The 18,373-nt window shown below is 62.5% G+C and carries 24 protein-coding genes; 15 read left to right on the top strand and 9 right to left on the bottom strand.

The genetic code is table 11. The annotated features are described in order from the left end of the window. Positions 1 to 54: 54 nt before the first annotated feature. On the bottom strand, positions 55 to 882 hold the full coding sequence (locus ACSZPK_RS19335; RefSeq protein ID WP_437883152.1) for an FAS1-like dehydratase domain-containing protein: 828 nt from the start codon (positions 880 to 882) through the stop codon (positions 55 to 57). A 326-nt stretch (positions 883 to 1,208) separates the two neighbouring features. Here ACSZPK_RS19335 and ACSZPK_RS19330 point away from each other — a divergent pair, with 326 nt between their 5' ends. The 15 genes from ACSZPK_RS19330 to ACSZPK_RS19260 all read left to right on the top strand — a co-directional run bounded on the left by ACSZPK_RS19330 (position 1,209) and on the right by ACSZPK_RS19260 (position 12,961). Continuing rightward, on the top strand, positions 1,209 to 2,123 hold the full coding sequence (locus ACSZPK_RS19330; protein WP_437883151.1) for a hypothetical protein: 915 nt from the start codon (positions 1,209 to 1,211) through the stop codon (positions 2,121 to 2,123). A gap of 208 nt (positions 2,124 to 2,331) precedes the next feature. After that, on the top strand, positions 2,332 to 3,441 hold the full coding sequence (locus ACSZPK_RS19325; RefSeq protein ID WP_437883150.1) for a transglycosylase SLT domain-containing protein: 1,110 nt from the start codon (positions 2,332 to 2,334) through the stop codon (positions 3,439 to 3,441). Positions 3,442 to 4,029: 588 nt separating this feature from the next. After that, entirely contained in the window at positions 4,030 to 4,938 is a 909-nt protein-coding gene (locus tag ACSZPK_RS19320; protein ID WP_437883149.1) for a sigma 54-interacting transcriptional regulator, read from the top strand. A 77-nt stretch (positions 4,939 to 5,015) separates the two neighbouring features. Next, positions 5,016 to 5,912, top strand: coding sequence for a sigma 54-interacting transcriptional regulator (locus ACSZPK_RS19315; protein WP_437883148.1), 897 nt, complete (start codon positions 5,016 to 5,018; stop codon positions 5,910 to 5,912). Positions 5,913 to 6,015: 103 nt separating this feature from the next. Continuing rightward, positions 6,016 to 6,252, top strand: coding sequence for a hypothetical protein (locus ACSZPK_RS19310; protein ID WP_437883147.1), 237 nt, complete (start codon positions 6,016 to 6,018; stop codon positions 6,250 to 6,252). 73 nt (positions 6,253 to 6,325) lie between these two features. Further along, positions 6,326 to 7,171, top strand: coding sequence for a harpin HrpZ family protein (locus ACSZPK_RS19305; RefSeq protein ID WP_437883146.1), 846 nt, complete (start codon positions 6,326 to 6,328; stop codon positions 7,169 to 7,171). 88 nt (positions 7,172 to 7,259) lie between these two features. Continuing rightward, the gene (gene sctI, locus ACSZPK_RS19300) at positions 7,260 to 7,631 is read left to right on the top strand and encodes a type III secretion system inner rod subunit SctI (protein ID WP_437883145.1); all 372 of its coding nucleotides are present in this window, start codon (positions 7,260 to 7,262) and stop codon (positions 7,629 to 7,631) included. A 10-nt stretch (positions 7,632 to 7,641) separates the two neighbouring features. Beyond that, entirely contained in the window at positions 7,642 to 8,448 is an 807-nt protein-coding gene (gene sctJ, locus ACSZPK_RS19295; RefSeq protein WP_437883144.1) for a type III secretion system inner membrane ring lipoprotein SctJ, read from the top strand. Continuing rightward, a complete protein-coding gene (locus ACSZPK_RS19290) occupies positions 8,445 to 8,984 on the top strand; it encodes a type III secretion protein (protein WP_437883143.1) in 540 nt (179 codons plus the stop codon). The genes sctJ and ACSZPK_RS19290 overlap by 4 nt, the downstream gene beginning before the upstream one ends. After that, the gene (gene sctL / locus ACSZPK_RS19285; protein WP_437883142.1) at positions 8,968 to 9,558 is read left to right on the top strand and encodes a type III secretion system stator protein SctL; all 591 of its coding nucleotides are present in this window, start codon (positions 8,968 to 8,970) and stop codon (positions 9,556 to 9,558) included. The genes ACSZPK_RS19290 and sctL overlap by 17 nt, the downstream gene beginning before the upstream one ends. Before the next feature lie 94 nt (positions 9,559 to 9,652). Then, complete coding sequence (locus ACSZPK_RS19280; protein ID WP_437883141.1) at positions 9,653 to 9,877, top strand: type III secretion protein; 225 nt, start codon at positions 9,653 to 9,655, stop codon at positions 9,875 to 9,877. Continuing rightward, positions 9,864 to 10,292, top strand: coding sequence for a type III secretion protein (locus ACSZPK_RS19275; protein ID WP_437883140.1), 429 nt, complete (start codon positions 9,864 to 9,866; stop codon positions 10,290 to 10,292). The genes ACSZPK_RS19280 and ACSZPK_RS19275 overlap by 14 nt, the downstream gene beginning before the upstream one ends. A 1-nt stretch (position 10,293) precedes the next feature. Then, positions 10,294 to 12,396 (top strand): type III secretion system outer membrane ring subunit SctC, encoded by a 2,103-nt coding sequence (gene sctC / locus ACSZPK_RS19270; RefSeq protein ID WP_437883139.1) that lies wholly within the window; start codon positions 10,294 to 10,296, stop codon positions 12,394 to 12,396. Then, positions 12,393 to 12,605 (top strand): HrpT family type III secretion system protein, encoded by a 213-nt coding sequence (gene hrpT / locus ACSZPK_RS19265; RefSeq protein WP_437883138.1) that lies wholly within the window; start codon positions 12,393 to 12,395, stop codon positions 12,603 to 12,605. The genes sctC and hrpT overlap by 4 nt, the downstream gene beginning before the upstream one ends. Positions 12,606 to 12,607: 2 nt before the next feature. After that, positions 12,608 to 12,961 carry a type III secretion protein HrpV gene (locus ACSZPK_RS19260; protein ID WP_437883137.1) on the top strand — a complete coding sequence of 118 codons (354 nt, stop codon included), beginning with the start codon at positions 12,608 to 12,610 and terminating at the stop codon, positions 12,959 to 12,961. Positions 12,962 to 13,215: 254 nt separating this feature from the next. Here ACSZPK_RS19260 and sctU read toward each other — a convergent pair whose 3' ends face one another. From sctU to ACSZPK_RS19220, 8 genes are all read right to left on the bottom strand, one after another. Beyond that, a complete protein-coding gene (gene sctU / locus ACSZPK_RS19255; RefSeq protein WP_437883136.1) occupies positions 13,216 to 14,292 on the bottom strand; it encodes a type III secretion system export apparatus subunit SctU in 1,077 nt (358 codons plus the stop codon). Then, positions 14,289 to 15,089 carry a type III secretion system export apparatus subunit SctT gene (gene sctT, locus ACSZPK_RS19250; RefSeq protein WP_437883135.1) on the bottom strand — a complete coding sequence of 267 codons (801 nt, stop codon included), beginning with the start codon at positions 15,087 to 15,089 and terminating at the stop codon, positions 14,289 to 14,291. Before sctT ends, sctU begins: the two co-directional genes overlap by 4 nt. A gap of 266 nt (positions 15,090 to 15,355) precedes the next feature. After that, the gene (gene sctS, locus ACSZPK_RS19245; protein WP_437883134.1) at positions 15,356 to 15,622 is read right to left on the bottom strand and encodes a type III secretion system export apparatus subunit SctS; all 267 of its coding nucleotides are present in this window, start codon (positions 15,620 to 15,622) and stop codon (positions 15,356 to 15,358) included. 7 nt (positions 15,623 to 15,629) lie between these two features. After that, the gene (sctR, locus tag ACSZPK_RS19240; RefSeq protein ID WP_437883133.1) at positions 15,630 to 16,283 is read right to left on the bottom strand and encodes a type III secretion system export apparatus subunit SctR; all 654 of its coding nucleotides are present in this window, start codon (positions 16,281 to 16,283) and stop codon (positions 15,630 to 15,632) included. Beyond that, positions 16,280 to 16,690, bottom strand: coding sequence for a FliM/FliN family flagellar motor switch protein (locus ACSZPK_RS19235; protein WP_437883132.1), 411 nt, complete (start codon positions 16,688 to 16,690; stop codon positions 16,280 to 16,282). Before ACSZPK_RS19235 ends, sctR begins: the two co-directional genes overlap by 4 nt. Next, on the bottom strand, positions 16,687 to 17,397 hold the full coding sequence (locus ACSZPK_RS19230) for a type III secretion system protein (RefSeq protein ID WP_437883131.1): 711 nt from the start codon (positions 17,395 to 17,397) through the stop codon (positions 16,687 to 16,689). Before ACSZPK_RS19230 ends, ACSZPK_RS19235 begins: the two co-directional genes overlap by 4 nt. After that, the gene (locus ACSZPK_RS19225; RefSeq protein ID WP_437883130.1) at positions 17,394 to 17,936 is read right to left on the bottom strand and encodes a type III secretion system HrpP C-terminal domain-containing protein; all 543 of its coding nucleotides are present in this window, start codon (positions 17,934 to 17,936) and stop codon (positions 17,394 to 17,396) included. The genes ACSZPK_RS19230 and ACSZPK_RS19225 overlap by 4 nt, the downstream gene beginning before the upstream one ends. Next, a complete protein-coding gene (locus ACSZPK_RS19220; protein WP_437883129.1) occupies positions 17,926 to 18,372 on the bottom strand; it encodes a type III secretion protein in 447 nt (148 codons plus the stop codon). The genes ACSZPK_RS19225 and ACSZPK_RS19220 overlap by 11 nt, the downstream gene beginning before the upstream one ends. Between the last annotated feature and the right edge of the window lies 1 nt (position 18,373).

The following is an 18,373-nucleotide window of genomic DNA, read 5'->3' as shown; positions in this document are numbered from 1 at the left end:
CATCGGGCTTTCCTCGCAGCGGCGCCTGTATTCAGGCGCGCGATTCTCATTGGGTCAGTCGAACAGCACGTCGGCGCGCTGGCAGATACCACTGCTATTGCTTGCCCACAGCTCGGCGACGCCGGGCTCGGTGTGGCGGCCGCCCACCTGAAAGGCGCCGGGGGCGATCAGCGGACGCACGCCACGAAAGGCGAAGCGTCGCAGGCGCGCCAGCGGGTTGGCGCGAACGAAGGCCGCCAGGCTCAGGCTGGCGGTCAGCGGGCCGTGTACCACCAGGCCGGGATAACCCTCTGTCTCGGTCACGTAAGGCCAGTCGAAGTGGATGCGGTGGGCGTTGAACGTCACCGCCGAGTAGCGGAACAGCAGGGTCGGGTCGGGTACCACGTCATGCTGCCAGTCGCCCGGCGGGACCGGCTCACCCTCAGCCAGCTTGGGTGGCGTGGGCTCGCGGTAGACGATGTCCTGTTCCTCGCGAATGCACAGTTGCCGGTCCTGCCAGTATTCATGGCCCAGGGTCACGAACAGCAGCGAACCCGTGCGCCCGGATTTTTCCTCGATGCGCTCGATACGGGTCTTGCGGCAGGCCTCGCCGCCGATTCGCAACGGCGCGAGAAATTCCAGGCGCCCGCCGGCCCACATGCGGTTACGGCCGTGCGCCGGCGGCATGAAACCGCCTAGCACCGGGTGGCCGTCCGGGCCCAGGCCACTGCAATCGACCGGCTCGTTGAAGAAACACCAGTGCCACAGCCAGGGAAGTTCTTCACCGTGGCCCGGCGCCTCGACATCGAAAGTCGCGGCGATGCGGCGGATCAGGTTGCGGCTGAGCTGGTCATGCACGTCTTGCGTACGGCCCAGCCAGGACGCTGGATCGAAATCTGCCATGCCCTACATCCATCGTTCGTTGTAATGACGGCATGATGCAAGCAGGGCGCGGCGAGGTGGAATTCACTTTTATCGAAGAACGTTTCAACCTGAGATTAATCCCAACGCGTCATTAAACGTCGCCAACGCATCGTGCGGGAAACGCCCGGGCCGCTGGCGGTGCCGGAGGCAATCAAGCCCTGCTGGCGATGGACTTCATGCACGACCGACGGGCTCCGGCGCGGTCGCGACGAAACGTCGACAGACCCTGGCTCCTGGTTCAATGGAACCCAATGCTTTCGCTTACCACTCAGTGGCGATAAACGATATCTAGCGGCGAGATCATCATGACGACATTGAACGGGCTGGGGCCCCTGCAGATCCCACAGCAGGCGCCGTTTTCAGAGCTGCCGCTGCAGGATGGGACCAGTGAAAAGCAGGGATTCGCCCAGCGCCAGGATGCGATCTCTTTCGGTATGAATGCCGATAACGCCATTCAATTCGGCGCCTTAGCAAATGATCGCCAGGGTAGCGAGGCGCTGAGCGCCCAGCAGAAAACGTGCGATGACAGCGCCCAGGACACCAGCCTGGAGAAACTGCTGACGGATCTGATCGCCAGCATCACCTCGCTGATCAGCGGGTTTCTCGACAAGCTGAAAGCCAGCAACGGTTCCGAGAGCGGCTCCGCGGACAAGCAGACGCCGGTTGGCTCTGGCCAGACCCCTGGTTTCTCCGCACAGAACAACACACCGGCGTCAGGGGAGCCGACACCTGCAAAGTCCAGTTCGGACATCAAGCCCGGGTCAAGTGAGGCCAAGGCAGACGCCGGACAGGCTCCCCAGGGGATGCCGCAGTCGCTGTGGGAGGATTGCGTCAAGGCCGGTGAAAAACATGGCGTCGATCCCTACATTCTTGCCGCGCAGTCGAAGCAGGAGACGAGCTTCGGCGCCGACCTGTCCGGAAGCAGCGGCGGCGACGGCGTCATGCAGGTGGAGCCTGGCACTCGCCAGGCCTACGCCGACAAGTTCCGCCAGGAGACAGGCCGAGACTATGACCACGGCAGCCAGTCGGACCAGGTCGAACTGGCTGCGGTGATCATGGGCAGCAAAGGCGGCGATGCGACCAACCAGTTGATGAAGTACAACGGCGGCGACAACTGGGCGCCGGGTGCGACGGACTCCTACGGTCGCGAGATCGACGCGCAAGGGTATGCCGAGAAGGTTCAGCAGATTGCCGATCAGTTGCGTGGCAAGGCCGCCTGAATGTAGCGGGCCTGCTGAGCATTTTCATGCCGGCGGTGTGAACGCATGACCTCCCAGCCAATGCCCGTATCGTGCGATGCGGGCATTGGCTTTCGGGCCGGCTGCTCGCGGTACTGCTCTGCGGTCCGTGCGCTCGCCTGGCCGATGCAGTGGAACCGAGGGATGCCTGGATACCACCCAGCGGACAGCCTGTCAGGGATATTGACCCATGTTCGCTTTGACTCTTTCCAACCGTTCCAATGCTCGTATTTCCCCTTGCGGCTTGCTGCTGGCAATGGGGTTCTCCGTCGCGGGCTGTTCATCCATGACGCTGCCCTCGGACGCTGTGCAGGAGCCTCGGGTGGGGACCGGGATTCGTTGGCTGGAGGTAGGCCCTGGCGCTTCTGTCGAGGCCGTGGCCGCATACCGTGGTGACGACGATCTCTGGGCGCGTATGCGTCGAGGCTTCGCTCTGGCGAGGGTCGAGGAGGGCAGGACGCGCATCGACCGGCAGAGACGATTGCTGCTCGCGCGGCCGTCGTTCATTGACACTGTGGGGCGCTCTGGCAGTCGATACCTGCACTTCATCATCGAAGAACTCGACAAGCGCCAGATACCGCTGGAGATTGCGTTGCTGCCCGCCATCGAGAGTGGTTACAACCCGCTTGCCAGGTCTTCGGCCGAGGCCCTTGGGCTCTGGCAGTTCATGCCCTCGACAGGACGCCGCTATGCGCTCAGGCAGCGTGCTGGCTACGACGAGCGCCGCGATATCCCTTCGTCGACCCGTGCGGCCATGGACTATCTCGGTCATCTGCACGGCCTGTTCGAGGGCGACTGGCTACTGGCGCTGGCGGCCTACAACGCCGGCGAGGGGCGCGTGCAGAAGGAGATGGCGCGTAATCGCGCGAAAGGATTGCCAACGGATTACTGGCATCTGTCCTTGCCTGAGGAAACCCGGGACTACGTTCCTCGTTTGCTTGCATTGGCGCAGGTGGTGGATGCGCCCCAGGCTTATGGCGTGAACCTCGCACCTGTCGCAGATCGTCCTTATTTCGAGGTGATCGCGTTGTCGCAGCCGGTGAATCTTGCACAGGTCGCGGCGCTTTCCGGGGTTCATGAGCGCGAAGTCCGCCTGCTCAATGCGGCAGGCCGTGGCCACGCGCAGGAACGCCTGCTACTGCCGATCACCGCATCACGCCGGCTCAACACCGAACCGGGGTCAATGCTCAAGGCTCTGGGTGGGATCAGGCCCAGGACGGACGAGCCCATCGCCAGCAGCGAGGCTGACTCAGCCGTGAGTCACGTCGTGCCTGCTGCGCAGACGCTGCCTGGCGTCTGAACATCCGGGGCAAGCAATTGCCCTGAGTTCGAGCCTTCCAGGTTCGGTTTTCCGCTGCATGGACGTGCCCGGTTAGCCACTCGATTCCATCTCGCAGGCCGATTGGCATGTGGCTTGGCGTGCCTCGTACCTGAAAAGCGAATTATTCGATGGATACGTTGAGAAAAATGAAAGTGGCAAGCATGCTTTCCGCTGTGGGCTGTGCGCAGGCTGTTTTTGCCAGAGCCAACGCTTGAAAACACAGGGCCTCAGCGGAAATGGAAGGCAAATAGCCGCTACCTCGGTTTTGTTTAGATTTTGTTACATGCAATGCGACCAGGTACTCGTTTTGCGACGTAGTGATTGAACCGATCCCGTTATGGCCAGTCTTCAGACCGTGCGGACTGTATGAGTGTTTGAGTGATTTTTGTATCGGAACAGATTCATTTGTGAGCGCCGATGCAGGACGCCTGGAAAATAGAGCAACAAGACTTACAGCAGTAACCGGAAAAAGGCCGCTGAGGCTGCACCTGGGATGACGATGCCCAGGGAGCGTGCTTGAGGCCCTGCCATGAGCTCGATGCACATGCAGATACTGTGAGGGCTGCAATGATCGTAGAGATCACACACCAATACGTGCCTGAGCACGAGCGTGATACATCGGAGTTGGGTTTGCCGTTTTCTGCTGCGTCTTTGTGCGTGGATTTGCTTCTATGCGGAGAGACCGGCACCGGCAAGGACACGCTGGCAAAACGCATTCATGAGCTTTCCGCACGTCGGGGGCCTTTCGTTGGCCTTAACTGCGCCGCCATCCCGGAGGCGTTGGCGGAGAGCCAGCTCTTCGGTGTCACCAGTGGCGCCTTTACCGGTGCCACGCGGGCGAGGCCAGGGTACATCGAGGCTTCCCATGGCGGCACGCTGTACCTCGATGAAATCGACAGCATGCCCCTGGCCTTGCAGGCCAAGTTGCTACGCGTGCTGGAGGAGCGGGGCGTGGAGCGGCTCGGCAGTACGAGCTTCCTGCCGCTGGACCTCAGGGTCATCGCCTCCGCGCAACGCTCCTTGGCGGAGCTGGTGGAGCAGGGTGCCTTTCGCCGGGACCTGTTTTTTCGTCTGAATGCCGTTACGGTGCGCCTGGCACCGTTGCGCGAGCGCCGCGAGCAGATATTGCCGTTGTTCAATGCGTTCTGCCGATCTGCCGCGGCCAGCCTGCAGCGCGTGCTGCCAGCCCTGGATACGTGCATCGCCCCGATGCTGTTGAGCCATCCCTGGCCCGGCAACATCCGTGAGCTTAATTCGGCCGCTAAACGTTTCGTCATGGGTGCTTCGCCGTTGAGCGTGGCGCGCATGGATGCAAAAAAAGAAGGGGCAGGCCTGCGCAGGCAAATGCGCCAGGTGGAAAAAGCCCTGATCAACGACGCCCTGAGGCGTCATGCCAACTGCCTTGACTCGGTCGCTCTGGAGCTCAGCATTCCCAAGCGCACGCTCTACCAAAAAATGAGGGAACTGGGCGTTTAAAGATCCAGGCCTGTGTGCGAACGGTCCGTAGTTTGTTGACCCGCCGCTGATAGCTCTTTGCCTGTCAGAGGTTGAATATGAAAGCCACGCTTGAACGATGCATGCTTGAGCAGGGCATTGCGAGTGTCAATGTGCTCGGCCAAAGCATTGCCGAGCTGGGTATCGACGTATTGCTGCAAGGTGAAACCGGGACCGGCAAAGACACCATGGCCCGGCACCTGCACCAGCTGTCACGGCCCAATCGGCCTTTTGTCGCGATCAACTGTGCAGCGGTTCCTGAGTCCCTGTTCGAGAGCGAGTTGTTCGGTGCGGTGACCGGTGCCTATACCGGTGCCGATCGCGATCGTCCCGGCTATCTCGAGGCGGCCCAGGGCGGCATGCTCTATCTCGATGAGATCGACAGCATGCCGCTGGGCTTGCAGGTCAAGCTGCTGCGTGTGTTGGAGAGCCGGCGTGTCGAGCGACTGGGCTCGACCCGCTCGATACCCCTGGATATCAGTGTGATCGCATCGGCCCAGCAGCCCTTGGATAAATTGGTCGAGAGCGGACTCTTCCGCCGCGACCTGTACTTCCGCCTTGGGGTGATGAGCCTGAAGCTACCGCCGCTACGGGAGCAGCGTGAACGCATCGGGCCCATGTTCCAGCGCTTCATCGAGCACGCCGCCGATGAACTCGGCATGCCTGCCCGCTCGCCTGATGCCGAGCAGGAAATGGTCCTGCTCGAACATGACTGGCCAGGCAACTACCGCGAGTTGAAGTCCGCCGCCCGACGCCACGTCCTGGGCCTGCCGTTGCTCGATGACAAGCCGATGGAGTCGGCGAGTGCGGGGCTCAAGGAGCAACTGCGCCTTATCGAAAAGGCGCTGATCCAGGAGTCGCTGAAACGCCATGATCACTGTATCCAGGCGGTGGTGAACGAGTTGGAGATTCCACGACGCACGCTTTATCACCGGATGAAGGAGCTGGGGGTCTGAGCAGGTAACGAGAAAATTTCCATCTGTTTGGAACCCGTTCATGGGTGCGTGCCACCTACTAGCACCACGCAATAATGCGGGTTCTACAGACGAGGAAATGACTATGAGCGGTCTTACAACTGCGAGCTTTCTCAGTGGTGGTGGCCTGAGTTCGATGGCCCAGGACGCTTCGAATCTTGCGATGGATGCGCATGGCGCGAAGATGACGGCGAAACAGACGGCGGCGAACATCCAGAAGCAGGAGCAGGATGTCGACAACGCCATTCAGTCGGGCAAGGAAGACACCACGAACAAGAAAATCAGTTCGGCAGCACAGAATGCCAAGGGCATCAGCTACTGATGATCAGCACCCCTTCGGGGGTGCATTCCTGTTTTAGGGAGAGTTAGCTATGAACTTGGTAGCAACAAATTCGATGACCGGTGGAGTTGCGAGCGGTGTATTGGCCGAGAAGAAACCCGAGCAGTCTTCGTCCTTGAAGGGGCTGGAAGAGGTCATCAGCAAGTTGGTGGAGGCATTGAGCGGTTCCGGCGGCAAGACCGACACCGAGTCCGGGCTCGGCAAGATGCTCAAGGATAAGGTCGACCCCTTTCAGATGGCTGTGCAGGGGCCGGAAAAGGCGCTCACCAGTGCGCTGGAAAAACTGATCGGTGACAAGCTGGGAGACGACTTCGGCGCAGACAAGTCAGGGTCGTCAGGGAGCAGTGAAAATTCCGGGCTGTCCGGCCTGATGGATCAGCTACTCAGCGGGCTGGCCAAGTCCTCGCTGGATGATCTGTTGAGCAAGAGTGGCGAGGGTTCGAAGTTCTCCAGCGATGATATGTCGATGCTGAAGGAAGTCGGCAAGTTCATGGATGCCAACCCGAGCCAGTTTCCGGCACCGGATTCCGGTTCCTGGGCCAACGAACTGCAGGAAGACAACTTCCTGAATGAAAGCGAAACCTCTTCCTTTCAGTCAGCCATCGACATGATCGGCAGCCAGTTGGGTGCCAAGGCATCGGGGCAGGCGGGAGGCGACTCGACTGGCCAGTCGGGTCTGCAATCGACGGGCTCTCTGGGCGGCGAAGGCGGCTTGGGAAGCCTGGGCAATTCCTCTGGGCAGTCGAGCAGTTTGCTGCAGGACCTGACCAAGACGCTGGGTGGCCTGATGGATGGTTTGCAGGACCTGACCCAGCAGCTCGAGATGCAGAACCTGAAAAGCAGCGCGATGGATGCGGCCAATGCTCTGGTCGGCGGAATGTTGCCGAAGCAGAACAGCTGACCTTTACCCTGCTGCCCGTTAATGCAGGGAGGCATGAGGGCAGTGCCTCGACAGGCCCGTTCGCCTGTCGCTGATGTGGAGCGACCTGATGAGCATTGCGAAGATCGACGATCTGCGGAGCGTCGCGAAAAGTGCTGGGCCGGATTTGGATCAAGGGCTGGTCAGCGAGCCGTCTCGGCATGATGTCGAGCTTTTTTCCAACCTGATGCAGGAGAAAGAGGCGGACCCCAGCCAGAGTGGCGCCATGCTGGCGGAGGCGATCGGTAACCGCATGGCTTCGATCGACAAGCTTTCGGATACGGCGAAGCGCAGTATGAAAGAGGCGGTGATTGCCAACGATCCAGGCGCCATCGCCGACATGAGCCGGGCGTTGTCGCAGTATTCGTTGCAGATGGCTATCACCACCAAGGTGGTCAGCAAGGGCGGCCAGGCCCTCGAAAAACTCACCAACATGCAGTAGGGCTCTTGCTGTGAAAAGACATCTTGCCGTGTTGCTCGTGCTTGTCTCGCTGCTCGCCGGTTGCAGTGAGAAGACCGACCTCTTCAGTGGTTTGTCCGAGCGGGATGCCAACGACATATTGGCTTCGCTGGGGGAATACCGGATTGAGGTCAGTAAACGAGCGGACAAGACTGGCGTCGTCGTTTCGGTCGATAGCAAGGACGCCAATCGGGCGATACGGGTTCTCGATGCGGCCGGGCTGCCGCGTCGGGCACGTACGAGCCTGGGCGAGATATTCAAGAAGGAAGGTGTGATCTCGACGCCTCTCGAAGAGCGGGCGCGGTATATCTATGCCTTGTCTCAGGAGCTTGAGTCGACGCTTTCGCAGATCGATGGCGTGATCGTCGCCCGGGTGCATGTCGTGCTGCCCGAGCGGATCGCTCCAGGCGAGCCGGTGCAACCTGCATCGGCCGCGGTGTTCATCAAGCATGCGGCCAGTCTTGAGCCGGATGCCGTTCGCCTGCGGGTCCAGCAGATGGTCGCCAGCAGTATTCCGGGGATGTCCGGCGCCGCGCTGGCGGACAACGACAAGTTTTCCATCGTATTCGTCCCAGCCGCTGCCTTCGAGGAGACCGAGCGCCTGGCCCAATGGGGGCCGTTTCTGCTTGAGGAACAGCAAGTCGGCTTCTGGAAGGTGGCCGGTTGGCTGCTGCCCCTGGGCATAGTCGTGCTTGTCGCGGGGCTGGTTTTGGCCCTTCGCGCCGACTGGCGCCAGGCGCTGCTGGCGCGAGGGCGGATACGGCGTACATCCGCGAACCTGCCGAGTCCTCTGTCATGAGCCGGCAGGCGGAGCAATGGATCGAGTGGTGGTTCCAGGCCGGCGAGCAGGCTCATCCTGGCTGGAGCCATGGGGCTGCCAACGAGGTTGCCTGGCTCGACGGCCTGCCTGTCAGCCGCCGTGCCGCGCGCGCCTGCCCGGAAGGTGCGCTCATGCAGCCTCCCGCACCAGATGAAGCGGTGCTGAGCTGGGTCGCCCTGGATCACAGGCGGCGGGAGCTGGCCCTGGCCCTGGTGGGCGATATCTGTTTGCCGGCTGCCCCGTGGCATGAGCGCCGTGAGCCGTATGCGGGGTGGTGCCGAAGCATCGGCAAGGCGCTACGGCCAGGTCTCTGGCTGGGCGAGCCTGTGCATGATCCACGGATGCTGCTGGGCGCATGGGTCGGGGCGCAATGCTGGAGTCGGGTGAAGCTGCAATGGTCTCCCGAGGGGCTCGGATCGCCACCGGCAGGCCTGCCGATGAACAGGTTGAAGGCGCTGTGGGGGGCGGTATTGTGGCGTGTCGCCAGGGAGCGCGACGATGCTTGCCCGGCGTAGCCTGGTCTGGGCCCAACAGGTGCTGGACGAGCCCATTGTGCGGCGTGAAACGCTGCAGGATGTGCGCAGGGCCAGCGAGTGCTTGCAGCAGGCTCGAAGGGAAGCCGAAGCGATCCTGGATGCCGCCGAGCAGGAGAGTCGACAGCGCGTCGACGCTGCGCAGGCCGCTTTCTGGCAACAGGCGAACAGTTTTCTCGACGCGCTGCGCCAGGAGCAGATGGCACTGGAGCGCGCATCGCTGGAAGCGGTCGAGCGGTTGCTCAACCTTGCCCTGGCAAGGGTTCTCGATGACACGACATTGCCGGAACGCATCCGGGCCCTGTTGAAAAACCTGGCCGACAGCCAGGGCACCGACTCCAGTGCCTCGCTGATCTGCCACCCGGACAATATCGACGCGCTACGAAGCTGGCTGGCGGCTTCGCGGTTTTCTGCCGTCTGGAAGGTGGAGGGCGATGCCGGCCTGGCGCCGGACGCTATTCGCCTTAGCCACGAGCAGGGCGCATTCGACCTCGACTGGACAGGTCTTCGCCAGGCGCTGCTTGCGGGGGCGCCTGTCTCCGACGCCACTGCCTGAGCCTCGCACCAGAGGCGTCCAGGTCTTCTCCTGTTGGGAACCGCCCTCCGGCATCGTGCCACTCACGGGTATTACCCCACCGTGGAGAGTCGAGATGTCTAGTCTGGATGCGTTACGCAATCGCTTGGATCGTGCCAACGACCGTGCTCAGAGTGAAGTGGAGGATGCATTGCTGCAGGCCTCTGAAAGCGCCGATGTCGATGACATGCTGGCCTACAACGATGCGGCGAGACGCGCCCAACTGACCGGTACGGTGGTCACTGAGGAACTGCGCGCGCAGCACGGCCTGACCAAAGCGATCATTGATGGAATTCAATGAGTTCAGCGCCGTCCTGGAACATTGGCTGGCGCAGCGATCGCCTGAGCCGTTCGAGTGCTGGATTGATGACGCGCAGGCCCGCCTGGCGCTCCTGGGTGAGGGTGTGCGTTGCAGCCTGGAGGTGCTGGATGCCTTCGACTGCATGGCCGAACGGCTGCTCGATGGCATCTTGCACAACGGTGCGGCAGGGCTCGCGTGCGGTTGTAACGGGGCGCTGGCCATCGATCCCGACAGTTATTGCCTGGTGCTGGTCGAGTGGTGCCAGGTGTCCTGCGATAGCGCAACGCTGCTGGCGAGCCTGGAAGGCTTGGCCAATCAGCGGGCGACCCTGCTCAACCTGATGAACACCTCCGCAGTGCCAACCCCCGAGGACGGGTGGCTGGCGAATCCTGATCGCCTGTCTTCTGGAGTATGAAATGCGCAACGTCCTGATCTGGTTGCCCTGGCTGCTGTTCGTCGTTTGCCTGCCGGCCCGTGCCTTACCGCCGGACAGCTGGAAGCGTACGGCCTATGCCTATGACGCCCGGCAGACCGACTTGATGACCGCTCTGGGCGACTTTGCCCGCGAGTTCGGCATGACCTTGGATATGCCGGTCATGGATGGCCGTGTCGATGGGCGGATCCGTGCTGAAAACCCCCAGGGGTTTCTTGAGCGGCTTGGGCGCGAGCATCATTTCCAGTGGTTCGTCTTCAATGACACCCTGTATGTCAGTCCCACCCGCGAACAAACCTCGGCAAGGATCGAGGTCTCCGCCGACTCGGTGGATGACCTGAAGGTCGCTCTCAGCGACATCGGCTTGCTCGATCCGCGCTTCGGCTGGGGGCTGCTGCCGGAAGAGGGCGTGGTGCTGGTACGCGGGCCGACGAAGTACGTGCAGCTCGTCCGCGAATACGGCGAGAAGGTGGAGGTGCCAGAGGAGGCCGACAAGCAGGACGTCATCGTGTTTCCCCTGAAGTATGCCAATGCCGCCGATCGCAGCATCCGCTATCGTGACCAGGAGCTGCGTGTCGCCGGCGTTGCCGGCATTCTGCAAGAGCTGCTGGAAAGCCGATCCCAGGGCGCTTCCAGCAGCACGACAGGTATGTATCAGTCGGGAAGTGGAGTCGCCCAGGGGCTGAATCACAATGGTTCGTTCGGCCTGTCATCCGGTGTGCTGGGGGGGCTGGACAGCGGATTGCTCGATAAGAACCTGGACCAGGCGCTCGGGCTTGGTTCCTCTTCCGGCGCGAAGAGCAACAGTCGCGGCGAGACACGCAACCGTGGGCGCATCCGGGTCAGTGCGGATATCCGCAACAATGCCGTGCTGATCTACGACTTGCCCGCGCGCAAGGCCATGTACCAGGCGTTGATCAAGCAACTCGACGTGCCGCGCAATGTGATCGAGATCGACGCGATCATCCTGGATATCGACCGCAATGAGCTGGCTCAACTGTCCAGTCGCTGGTCGTTCGCATCCGGCAGTGTCAGTGGTGGTGCGGACCTGTTCGAGTCAGGCACCTCATCCACGCTGTTCATCCAGGATGCCGGGCGCTTCGCGGCGGATCTGCACGCCCTGGAGGGCACGGGCGCGGCATCGATCGTCGGCAACCCGTCGATCCTCACGCTGGAAAACTTGCCGGCGGTGATCGATTTCAGCCGTACCGAGTACCTCACCGCGCTGGCCGAGCGCGTGGCGAATATCCAGGAGATCACCGCCGGCACCAGCCTCAAGGTGATTCCGCGCTCGCTCGATCACGATGGCCGCTCGCAGGTGCAACTGATCGTCGATATCGAAGACGGCCAGATCATCGAGTCGCAGATCAGCGAGGATCAGCCATCGGTACGCCGCGGCAACGTCAGCACCCAGGCGGTGATCGCCGAGCATGGCTCGCTGGTGATTGGTGGTTTTCACGGGGTCGAGGCCAGTGATCGCCTCAACAAGATCCCGTTGCTTGGCGACATCCCCATCATCGGCAAGCTCCTGTTCCAGTCGCGCAGCCGGGAGTACACGCAGCGTGAGCGGCTGTTCATCCTTACTCCGCGCCTGATCGGCGATCAGGTCAACCCGTCGCGTTACGTCAAGCATGGCAACCCCCATGAGTTGGACAGGCAGTTGAAGGACGTCCAGGACCGTCGTCACGGCGCCGAGCTGCCTACCCGCGAGGACGTTCAGCAAGCGTTCGCGGCGCTGCTCGATGGCGCCTCGCCGACAGGTTTCAGCGCCAGCCAGGCACCGTTCGCGCCTGAGACGCTGTGTAACGTGGACGGCGGGCTGCGGATGGACAGCAAGCGTTCGCAGTGGTTCGCGCGCGAAGACTGGGGCGTTGCCGTCGTCGTGGTGCGCAACGAGTCGGACGAACCGCGGCGACTGGATGAGAGCCGATGTGGCGGACGCTGGGTCATGGGCGTGAGCGCCTGGCCGCGTGCCTGGCTGAATCCGGGGGAAGAAAGCGAGGTGTACATCGCGTTGCGCAAGCCGCGCATTCTCAAACAATCGTTCAAGCAGCGACCATCGCTGTTGCAGGAGGCCGTGCAATGAGTGCCGTTCGCTGTGGCTGTGCGTTATTGATCCTCGGCCTGCTGGCCGGCTGTGCCAACCGCCCCGGTTGTACGGGCGAGGCTTGCAAGCGACCGGATTCGACTAATCGTGCCTTGGTGATCTGGTGGCCGGAGGAGATGCGCCAGGGGCTCAATGAGTACGATCGCGACCGCACGCGTGACTATTCCGTCATCCCGCTCGAGGACTGAACGTGGTGCAGGTTTCGCAAAAGCATGCCTTTCTCGAACTCGCCGCCGCAGAGTGCCATGCCGTCTGGCCACTCGCCGCCGGCGTGGCCTTCGTCAGCCGGCAGGAGCATCAGAATTGGGGGGTGGCGTTGCATGTCGAGAATGCCATGCTCGAGCCGCAACAGTTGCGCGACACGCTGGCCCGGCGCTTTTCCCAGGCGGATCGCTTTCACGACTACTTTCTGATGCTCAACCCGCAACGTGACTTCGTCGTCTGGCATGCCGCCCCCGGGCCTTGGGACCAGGCCCTGTCTCTGGATGAAATCTGCCACGAGGAGTTGGCCCTGGCGGGCCTCGATCACCTGGTTGGCCATTGAGTTGGCACAGCGCCGGACAGTAGGTCCGGCGCGGTCATCGACGATAGCGGAGGGCGTTGCAGGTCGATGTATCGACGCCTTCGGTTTTGCATGGCAAGTGCCTGCGCGTCGGCTGAACAAGGTTGCAAGCGACCTGGAATGCCAGCCCAGTCGGAATGCTCATTTACAGCTCGTAAAGTCGCCCGCGACTGCGACCGTTCCTCGGCCACTTTCGCCCCTGTTTTGCTCCAGCTCGCGAGATCGTGAACAGGTTCTTAGAGATCGTCCGTGCGGATGACTTCATCGGTTACCTCATCGAGTTGCCTGACCAACTGGTAAATCTGCGCGACCAGTTCCAGGGTCGGCCTGGGGATATAGCGGCCGGTTCTGACCTTGTACAGCGTGCGGGCCAGCCACACGCTCTGCACCACCGGGACACGAGCGCGCTTGGCCCTGGCGATGAGCGCGAGGGCATCGTCGTCCTCGCCCTTGCAATGGATCAGCGGCAGCGGCGTCTCGCCGGGGCGATAGAACAGGGCGACGGCGTAGTGGGTCGGGTTGACCACCAGCATGTCGGCGTCCTCCACGGGCTTGGCGGGCGCCTTGGGTTCCTCGTTGAGAATCTCGAAGGCGAACTGCCGGCGCTGGCCCTTGACGTGCGGGTCGCCTTCGGACTGCTTGTATTCCTTCTTGATGTCTTCATGGCTCATCCGCAGCTTTTTCGCGTGGAAGTATTTCTGCATGCCGAAGTCCACCGCGGCGATTGTCAGCAGCAGGCCGAGCGTGGTGCGCAGGATGTGGCGAAACAGCTCGAGCAGCGATTGCCAGTAGGTCGCGAGGTCGGAGTTGGCGAGCAGAATCAGCGTAGCCAGTTCCGGCTTGAGCAGCAGATAGAGGGTGGTGCCGATCACACTGGCCTTGAGCATGCTCATCAGCAGGTTGATCAGGTTCTGGGCGGAGAACATCTGCTTGATCTGGCCGAATGGGTTCAGCTTGTTGAAATCGACGGTCAGTGCCTTGGGCGCGAACAGTATGCCGAACTGCGCCCAGCCGCCGGCCAGGCGCATCAGCATGGCCAGGCCGACGCTGCAGGCCAGAAAGCTGATCAGCAGGGTGATCGCTTCGGACAGGAGCTGCTCGGCGATGCGGGCGAACGGTTGTCTGGTGGCGTTGACGGCCAGCGCGATCAATTGCTGCAGACGATCCACGCTGGCGCTGGCCAGGCCCAGCGTGACTTCGCTGACGACCAGGAAGATGAGCAGTTTGTTGACATCCTGGCTCTGTGCGATCTGGCCTTTTTCCCGGGCATCGCGCAGTTGCTTGGGGGTGGCCTTTTCTGTTTTCTCGCTCATGGGGCGGGCACCTTGAGAAGGTCACCCAGCAGGGTGCCGATGACCTGGATGTGCTGTATCTCGCCGCTGGCCAGTTCCAGCAGGGTCGGCAGATAGATCAGCAGAAAAGCGATACCGGCAATGCTCTTGGCGGGCATGGCGAGAATGAACACGTTCAGTTGCTGGGCGTACAGGCTGATGATGGCCATGACGGCCTCGATCAGCAGCAGCACGGCAATGAACGGGGCGGCGTAGAGCAGCATGTGATGCAGCGTGCGGCTCAACAGTTCAAGGAGCACTGCCAGGCCATCCCCGTCGAGAATCGGCAACCAGGCGGTAGGCGGCCAGATCAGGTAGCTGTCCCAGATCACTTGCAGGATCAGCGGCAGTCCGCCGAGTACGATCAGCAGCATGACCAGGGTTTCCTGGAACAGCTCCCCCATGGGCGTTGCATCCGGCCCCAGGGCAGGGTTCATCTGGCCGCCGCTCAAGGCTCCGCGCTGGCTGTCGAGCAGAGCCCCTACCGAGGCGAACATCCAGAACGGCATGTGCAGCAAGACCCCGAGCAGCGCGCCCAGCGCCACCTCCTTGAGCAGCAGGCCGATGATCAGGCCGAAGCTTTCCGCCTGCCCGCTCAGGGCCTCGCCAATCGACGGGGCGGGAATCAAGGCGACGGCGATCACCACCGCATAGCGCAACGGACCCTTGAGGTGCTTGAAGCAGAAGGCCGGCACCATCAGCATGCAGGGCGTCAGGCGTGCGGCCCCGAGGGCAATGCCCAGCATCAGTTGGAATGCGCTGTCGGCGTCGAACGGCATCTAGGGTCTGTTCCCGTTTCGTCGCGAACCGCGTTGCTGTGAGAAATTGCGCCAGGCAAGGCGCGGGACGCAGGAAATGGCGTTCCCCTTTTCAAGTCCCGCAACGCCGCATGGCGCAATTTCTCGCGCAACCCTTCGGGACGGGCCAGTTTTCACGCGGATCGTCGTTACTCGTCGTTCATTGGGAATAACCAAACCACACTCCTCGCGTCTAGATCCACGCAAAAACTGGCTCCGTCGCGGCCGTGACGAAACGGGAGCAGACCCTAGCCCCCACCGCCGGTTCTGCTGATCAGGTCGAATGCCATGTTGACGAACTGGATCAGTTCCAGGCCGATCCAGCGCCCGGTCATCGCCAGGGTCAGGCCCACCGCTGTCAGTTTCAGGCCGAACGGCAGGGTCTGGTCCTGCATCTGCATCAACGCCTGCAACAGCGAGGTGGTGACGCCGACCAGCACTGCCACCGCGAGTGGCGGCGCGGTCAGGATCACCACCAGGAACATGCCTTGCTTGAACAACGCCAGCGCTTCCATGGTCGCCTCACAGGTAGGAGAGAAACAGGCTGTCCAGCAGCTTGGTCCAGCCATCGACCAGGACGAACAGCAGCAGCTTGAGTGGCAGCGAGATGGTCATTGGCGAAACCATCTGCATGCCAAGCGCCAGCAACAGGTTCGAGACGATGAGGTCGATGACGATGAATGGGATGTAGATGAGAAAGCCGATCTGGAAGGCCGCCTGCAGTTCGGAGAGGACGAAGGCGGGGATCGCCAGCAGCAGGTCCTCCTTGCTGGCCTTGTCGGCCATATCCCTGGGCCATATGCGCTGGGTGTTTTCCAGCAGGTGAGTCATGACATCCGGGTTGGTGTTGTGGCTCATGAACTGCTGCAACGGATCGATGATGCCGCCGGAGCTGGCTTGCAGCGCGTCGGTGGTGGAGAAGTCCAGAGGGGTCTGGTCCAGGCGCTCCCGTACCTCATGGGCGACCGGTGCCATGACGAACAGGGTGGCGGCGATGGCGATGCCGTACACGGCCATGTTCGGCGGCACCTGCTGAACGCCGATGGCATTGCGGGTGATCATCAGCGTCATGGCGATCTTGAGAAAGGCCGTGCATACGATGAGCATGAACGGCACCAGCGACAGGGCGCCGAGAAACAGTGCGAGGAGAACCGGGTTCATCCCGTCGAGGATCATGATAGCGAGGCCAGCCGGGTGATCTGCAGGCCGAGACGGCCATCGACATCCACCAGTTCGCCCTCGGCCACCAGTTGTTCGCCATGGAGGAGGGTGGCGTAGCCGGGCGCCGTGCCATGCACCTCAAGCACGCTGCCGGTGTCGAGACGGCGCAATTGTTCCAGGGTCAGGCTGAGCTGGCCGCTGCGCAGGGTCAGTTGCAGGGGCAAGTGTGCGAGCGGTTCGAGTGGCGGCGGCTCGGCGCTGCTTTCTTGCTCCTCGGCAGCAGGCGGGTCTTCGTCGGCGTTGGCCATTTCCGCGGCAGGCAGCGCATCCTCTGGGGTGTCCTCGTTCAGTGGTCCCGCTTCGGCGGCATCCTGGTCTGGTTCGAGGACGGTGCTTTCATAGGCCGTTTCGTCGGTGTTCATTGCGAGTCGTTCCCTTGTCCAGTCAGTGTGAGGAACAGCCGTGCGTCCTCTGGCCTCGCCTGGATGCTCCAGTGCGATCCCGCCAGCGCCAGCTGGCCAGTGCCGAGGCTATCGACATGCATCGTGGTGGGCAGGACGACGTCGCCCGGCCGTAGCGAGGCCAGCTGTTCCAGGGTCAGTTGCAATTCGCCAAGGACCCACGGCGTGCAGAGCCTCAGTGACTCCGGGCTGGGGCGGCGAATGGCCCGCCACATCGGCGCTTGCAGCCAGGCCAGCAGGGTTTCGGCGCTCGTGCTGAGTTGGCCGTGCACGCCTTCGTCACCCAGCGTCACCTCGATCCTGCAGCGCATGGGCTGCGCTGTCGGAGGCTCTTCGGCCAGCGGCGCGAGCGGGCTCAAGCTGTCGGCTATGACACCGGCCAGGCGCTGGCTGACGACCGGCCAATACCAGTCCTGATGCGCGCCGGCCGTGCTCACCGGCAGCTCGCCGAGCAGGCTCAGGATGGCGTCGGCATCACTCAGGCAAAAGGCACCGATGGCACTGCCCAGCCACACGCCGTCCGCGACGGACGTAGCGGCTGGCAGAGGCGTGAGGCGCAGCTCGCCGTCGCGGCCATGGGCCGTGAATGGCATGGCCACCCCCGCACCCAGCGCCCGCGAGGCCTGGGCGTACTCGGCACTCAGGTGGCGCCTGGGCACTGCGTTCATGCCGGTGCCTCGCTGCTCATCGTAAGATTGACCGGCTGGGCCAGTACGTTGGCCAGCGCGGCCTCGCATTCGCCACGGCAGGACTGCACGCGCTCGAAGGCGGAGCGACGGGCGAACCCCAGATTGATGTCCCACTGGTTGTCGCGTTTGCCGGCGCGAACCTGAATCCGGCCAAGGTTGGGCATCAGCAGGCTGACGTTGAAGGCGCCGGCCAGGGTCTCGGGCAGGCGCTGGGCGAGTTCGTCCACCAGTTGCGCGGTGGCGACATCGGCAAGCGCGGAAGGGGCGAAACCGCTACCGCCGACACCGTCGCCCTGGTCTGTGCTCCGCGCCACTGGCTGGATCAACTGATTGAACAGCACGCCGTCGGCCATCAGGGTCGGCGACGTCGTTTCCAGGGCGGCAAGGAGCCGGCCGATATCCGTATCGCTGCGGCGCATTCCAGGCAATGGCTGGGCAGCCCTGCCGGACGGCGTGAGCGTGACGGGTTCGCGGTGCGGCTGGAGCTGCCTGGGTTGGACCTGTTGTTCAGTTTTCATCGTTGAGGGCCTCGGCAAGGCAGGAGAGTTTTTCCACGGCGCGCTGTGCGGCTTTGGCGTTGTCGTGGGCCTGCTGCAGTTGCTGTTGCAGGTGTTCGATGTGGCTGCCTTGCTGGTGGATGTCCTGGCGCAGGCCGGCCAGATGGTCGAGCATGCGCCGCTCGCGGTTATGCCAGCGCTCGACTTCGTCCATGGCCAGCGACTGGCTCAGGTGTTCGCGCGCCAGCGCTTCGCGGCGCGCCTGCTGTTGTTGCCGTTCGCTGATCAACTGCATTTCGCTCTGTTGCAGTTGCCGCTGGTTGTCTTCGAGCGTCTGCTGCAATTGCCGTTGCTGGCGCTCGGCGCTGGCCTGGCGATGCTGGCGCAACGGTTTCAGCAAGGCGATGGCCTGCTCCAGGGCGGCACGCTGAGGGTCTGCTTCCAGCTCTTCTTCCATG

The sequence above is a fragment of the Pseudomonas sp. LRF_L74 genome (assembly GCF_965644255.1).
Classification (GTDB): domain Bacteria; phylum Pseudomonadota; class Gammaproteobacteria; order Pseudomonadales; family Pseudomonadaceae; genus Aquipseudomonas.
This window is presented reverse-complemented; position numbering and strand designations above follow the sequence as displayed.

Coding starts and splice junctions, on each gene's coding strand:
- sctS (WP_437883134.1), bottom strand. CDS start 15,622: ATGGAAGCGCTGGCGTTGTTCAAGCAAGGCATGTTCCTGGTGGTGATC.
- sctR (WP_437883133.1), bottom strand. CDS start 16,283: ATGATCCTCGACGGGATGAACCCGGTTCTCCTCGCACTGTTTCTCGGC.
- ACSZPK_RS19330 (WP_437883151.1), top strand. CDS start 1,209: ATGACGACATTGAACGGGCTGGGGCCCCTGCAGATCCCACAGCAGGCG.
- sctL (WP_437883142.1), top strand. CDS start 8,968: ATGCTTGCCCGGCGTAGCCTGGTCTGGGCCCAACAGGTGCTGGACGAG.
- ACSZPK_RS19225 (WP_437883130.1), bottom strand. CDS start 17,936: ATGAAAACTGAACAACAGGTCCAACCCAGGCAGCTCCAGCCGCACCGC.
- sctI (WP_437883145.1), top strand. CDS start 7,260: ATGAGCATTGCGAAGATCGACGATCTGCGGAGCGTCGCGAAAAGTGCT.
- ACSZPK_RS19310 (WP_437883147.1), top strand. CDS start 6,016: ATGAGCGGTCTTACAACTGCGAGCTTTCTCAGTGGTGGTGGCCTGAGT.
- sctT (WP_437883135.1), bottom strand. CDS start 15,089: ATGCCGTTCGACGCCGACAGCGCATTCCAACTGATGCTGGGCATTGCC.
- sctU (WP_437883136.1), bottom strand. CDS start 14,292: ATGAGCGAGAAAACAGAAAAGGCCACCCCCAAGCAACTGCGCGATGCC.
- ACSZPK_RS19315 (WP_437883148.1), top strand. CDS start 5,016: ATGAAAGCCACGCTTGAACGATGCATGCTTGAGCAGGGCATTGCGAGT.
- ACSZPK_RS19220 (WP_437883129.1), bottom strand. CDS start 18,372: ATGGAAGAAGAGCTGGAAGCAGACCCTCAGCGTGCCGCCCTGGAGCAG.
- ACSZPK_RS19305 (WP_437883146.1), top strand. CDS start 6,326: ATGACCGGTGGAGTTGCGAGCGGTGTATTGGCCGAGAAGAAACCCGAG.
- ACSZPK_RS19335 (WP_437883152.1), bottom strand. CDS start 882: ATGGCAGATTTCGATCCAGCGTCCTGGCTGGGCCGTACGCAAGACGTG.
- ACSZPK_RS19275 (WP_437883140.1), top strand. CDS start 9,864: ATGGAATTCAATGAGTTCAGCGCCGTCCTGGAACATTGGCTGGCGCAG.
- ACSZPK_RS19280 (WP_437883141.1), top strand. CDS start 9,653: ATGTCTAGTCTGGATGCGTTACGCAATCGCTTGGATCGTGCCAACGAC.
- ACSZPK_RS19320 (WP_437883149.1), top strand. CDS start 4,030: ATGATCGTAGAGATCACACACCAATACGTGCCTGAGCACGAGCGTGAT.
- sctC (WP_437883139.1), top strand. CDS start 10,294: ATGCGCAACGTCCTGATCTGGTTGCCCTGGCTGCTGTTCGTCGTTTGC.
- ACSZPK_RS19290 (WP_437883143.1), top strand. CDS start 8,445: ATGAGCCGGCAGGCGGAGCAATGGATCGAGTGGTGGTTCCAGGCCGGC.
- ACSZPK_RS19235 (WP_437883132.1), bottom strand. CDS start 16,690: ATGAACACCGACGAAACGGCCTATGAAAGCACCGTCCTCGAACCAGAC.
- ACSZPK_RS19230 (WP_437883131.1), bottom strand. CDS start 17,397: ATGAACGCAGTGCCCAGGCGCCACCTGAGTGCCGAGTACGCCCAGGCC.
- hrpT (WP_437883138.1), top strand. CDS start 12,393: ATGAGTGCCGTTCGCTGTGGCTGTGCGTTATTGATCCTCGGCCTGCTG.
- ACSZPK_RS19325 (WP_437883150.1), top strand. CDS start 2,332: ATGTTCGCTTTGACTCTTTCCAACCGTTCCAATGCTCGTATTTCCCCT.